Annotated in this window: 2 protein-coding genes and 1 pseudogene; 1 reads left to right on the top strand and 2 read right to left on the bottom strand. The window is 39.4% G+C overall.

Annotation, left to right across the window (positions count from 1 at the left end; genetic code table 11):
* Positions 1 to 289 precede the first annotated feature (289 nt).
* A complete protein-coding gene (locus tag P9B04_RS16945; RefSeq protein WP_342056156.1) occupies positions 290 to 2,530 on the bottom strand; it encodes an AAA family ATPase in 2,241 nt (746 codons plus the stop codon).
* Between the two features lie 165 nt (positions 2,531 to 2,695).
* On the opposite strand from P9B04_RS16945, the gene P9B04_RS16940 reads away from it, so the two are divergent.
* Positions 2,696 to 3,145 carry a recombinase gene (locus P9B04_RS16940; RefSeq protein ID WP_342056155.1) on the top strand — a complete coding sequence of 150 codons (450 nt, stop codon included), beginning with the start codon at positions 2,696 to 2,698 and terminating at the stop codon, positions 3,143 to 3,145.
* Between the two features lie 25 nt (positions 3,146 to 3,170).
* On the opposite strand, the pseudogene P9B04_RS16935 reads toward P9B04_RS16940, so the two are convergent.
* Positions 3,171 to 3,596 (bottom strand): annotated as a pseudogene (locus P9B04_RS16935) (amino acid ABC transporter permease); the annotation flags it as partial.
* Positions 3,597 to 3,644: the final 48 nt, after the last annotated feature.

The following is a 3,644-nucleotide window of genomic DNA, read 5'->3' as shown; positions in this document are numbered from 1 at the left end:
ATCTTTGTCCCCTAACTTTCGGCGAGTCCCCCCAGACTTTTTGAGAAGCTTCCTCTTCGGGGTCTTTAATAAAAAGGATTTCTCTATATTTAGAGACTTGACTAGCTGTCATATTTTTTAGGTTATTATTTAGGTTAGAGACAAATTTTTTAGCTTTGTATTATTGTTTGTCCGTCACAATCTTACTAGCCTTTTGTATTGTTCTAACTCTATTTTAACAATAAAAGGAAGGTCTCTTCAAGCTCCCGCCTTTTATTTTACAGATGCTTTATGTCCATCAACGAGAAATTTACACATGGGTTTCTCTTGCCAAAGATGCTTTTAAATAAGCTACTGTACTAGACCAATTTACCGTTTGATTAAGTAAATATTTGGTAAATACTTGTTTGACATGGTTGATTTGATTATCAGTTAATTTATTTTTTAGATGCTGCCGATAAGTAGGTCTATGATTTATTTGAGTTGTGGCAAACCAACGCTCTACTAAGGCAGTAGTGATTAATATTGATGTGTGAGATCGCTGTTGTTCAACCTTTACTGTTAGTCCTGCTTTTTGTAAATCTTTCTGTAAATCAAAGCCATCCCAATTAACCATAGGGTCACTTGTATCTTGATAAATGGCTGATTCGGCTATTTTTAACTTGTCTAACAGTTCTGAGGGCAACCACTCTGGTTGAAGTAGATCGTAAAGTCTTTGAGTGTGACGAGGTAAGGTTTCGGCTAATATCAATACTCCTTGAGGACTCAACCAAGGAATTAAATTATTGAGCATCTTGACTTTATCTTTTTCTATGCTCAGTGCATTACGTCCCATAATGCAGTCAAAGCGAATATCTTTGTCTTGTTCGGCTAAAACATGGGGTAATTGATTCAAAGAAGCTGTTAAGACTATTGGTCGCAGCAGTTCGGGTAAGTTCTTAGCCTGCTCCCTTAAGGCGAATGCTTCAGTAGGGTGGCTGACGCAAGCATAAACTCCTCCTTCTGGGACTTGTCTCAATGCCTCCCAAGTCAATAAACCACTTTTGGCGTTGAGGTCAAGAATTAAATGATGACGTTGAAGTGGTGCTAAAGCCAACAAGCGATCTCTGATTTGTGAGAGTTTTTGTCCTGTTTGATCAATAGTCCGCTCGAACCAGCGTTCGACTTGTTTATCGGTTTGTGAATAGGTGAGCATAGACATAGAAGTTACACCTATCCCCTCAATCTGGGCTGCTAGTTGAGCTTCTCTACGTCTTGCGACTTGAGTTTTAATTTCGGCTTCTCTACCGAGATCAGAGGGTTGATAAAAAACTCGTCCTTGCAAACCAGTGGGAAGATATTGTTGCTCTACCCAATGATCGCGGTAGGCATGGGGATAGAGATAATTAGCACCATGACCCATTGCTTTTTGATCTCGGTTGGCATCTTTAAGGTGATTGGGAATATCGTTGTGTAATTCCTCTTCTACTGCTCCCAAGGCATCGAAGAAGCCCATAACACTATTGGATTTGGGGGCAGTAGCTAGATATAAGGTGGCTTGAGCTATCATGTATCTTCCTTCGGGCATCCCTACTCGGTCAAAGGCTTGAGCGCAGCTATTAGTTATGACAAGAGCATTGGGGTCTGCCAATCCCACATCTTCACTAGCCAAAATTAACAAGCGACGGAGAATAAAACGAGGGTCTTCTCCAGCATAAATCATCTTAGCTAACCAATATAGAGCAGCATCGGGGTCAGAACCCCGAATACTTTTGATAAAGGCACTGATAGTATCAAAATGACTCTCTCCTTGTTTATCATAGAGGACGGCTCGTTGTTGAATCGATTCTTCAGCTACAGCTAGATCGATGTGAATTATTCGAGCTTCATTAGGAGGAGTAGTTTCTACTGCTAGTTCTAGGGCATTGAGTAAGGATCTCGCATCGCCATTGGCAACGTTAGTTAAATGTGTAATCGCTTCTGCTTCTATGTGAACGGCTGATTGGCCATAACCGCGCTCACTGTCGGCTAAAGCTTGGCTGATTACTTGAGCTAAATCTTCGGGGGTTAATGGTTTTAGCTGAAACAGACGGGAACGACTGACTAAAGCTTTATTAACCTCAAAATAGGGATTTTCTGTTGTGGCTCCTATTAAGATGATTGTCCCATTTTCAACCCAAGGGAGTAGTGCATCTTGTTGGGATTTATTGAAACGATGGACTTCATCAACAAAGAGAATGGTTTTTTGTTGGTAGTATTTCCCTTGCTCGGTAGCTGTAGAAATGGCTTCACGGATATCCTTGATTCCAGCTAAGACCGCATTGATGGCCATAAAATGAGCGTGGGTCGTTTGAGCGATAATGCGAGCCAAAGTAGTTTTGCCTGTTCCCGGGGGTCCAAAGAAAATTAGTGAGGATAATTGATCCCCAACAATGGCACGACGAAGTAAGCGTCCCGCACCAATAATATGGTTTTGTCCGACAAATTCATCTAGAGTACGAGGGCGCATTCGCTCCGCTAGGGGGGCTTGCTCTCTAACTTTCTGTTGATAGCTTTGCTCAAATAAGTCCATCTATTTTGGTTTTTCAGACATATGAAGGGTTCTTTGCCCAAGAATAGGCTTGAGTACAATTATTCTAAATTTGAATTATTTGTGTCATAATTAAAATTGAATTTTACTATTGCAATGGTTAATTTTAGGGTTCGTGTACTATGATATCTAAGTTTTAACTATGTCATGAATGATTACGAGAAATATGAAGCTGATTGTGAAAAGATAAGAACAGCTAATCAGAAGTTATTAACGGATTTTGAAAGCTGGTTAAAATCATCAGGTTTATCACAAAAAACTATCAAGAATCATCTTTCTAATGTCGATTTTTATATCAATGAATATTTACTTTATGAAGATGCAGTACAAGCCAAAGACGGTGTTCATAGTATCAGTGAGTTTTTAGGTTATTGGTTTATCAAAAAGGCAACATGGTCAAGTAAATCAAGTATCAAAGCTAATGCAGCTAGTCTCAAAAAGTTTTATAGTTTCTTGCTGGAAAAAGGTTTAATAGATGAAGATGATTTAAACGAACTTTTTGAAACAATTAAAGAGGAAATGAGTGAATGGCTCGAAACAGTGGAACGATACGATGACCCATCAATTGAAGATATGTCGGATGTTTGGGGATTGTAATGAGTTAATAATATAGTAAAAAAGATTAAGGTTGAATTGGATTCATCCAATTTTCAAGCCAATGAAAAGCTCTCGATGAAAGTAACGTTAAAGCTAAGTAAATCAGAGCGACAGCAGCGTAAATTTCAAAAGCACGATAATTTGTCGCAACAATTAACTGTCCTTGGCGAAATAACTCCTCAAAACCAATCACTGCCACCAAGCTGGTATCCTTGAGTATAGTGATAAATTCATTACCTAGAGGCGGTAGCATACGGCGGAAAGCTTGGGGGAAAATAACAAGAGTCATCGTTTGTAATGAATTCATACCCAAAGACCTGGATGCTTCCCATTGTCCCTTATCAATCGACTTAATACCTCCTCGCACAATCTCTGCTAAATAGGCAGAAGCATTGAGACTAAGAGCAGTAACCGCAGCAGGAAGACGCTCCAAGTTAAAGTTAAGACCTAACCTGCATTATTCATGAGAGAATTAAGAACAAGCATGAAAGCCTTATGC

The sequence above is a fragment of the Crocosphaera sp. Alani8 genome (assembly GCF_038442745.1).
Classification (GTDB): Bacteria; Cyanobacteriota; Cyanobacteriia; order Cyanobacteriales; family Microcystaceae; genus Crocosphaera.
Note: the sequence above shows the minus strand (reverse complement) of the source record. Positions and strands in the feature narration are given on the sequence as shown.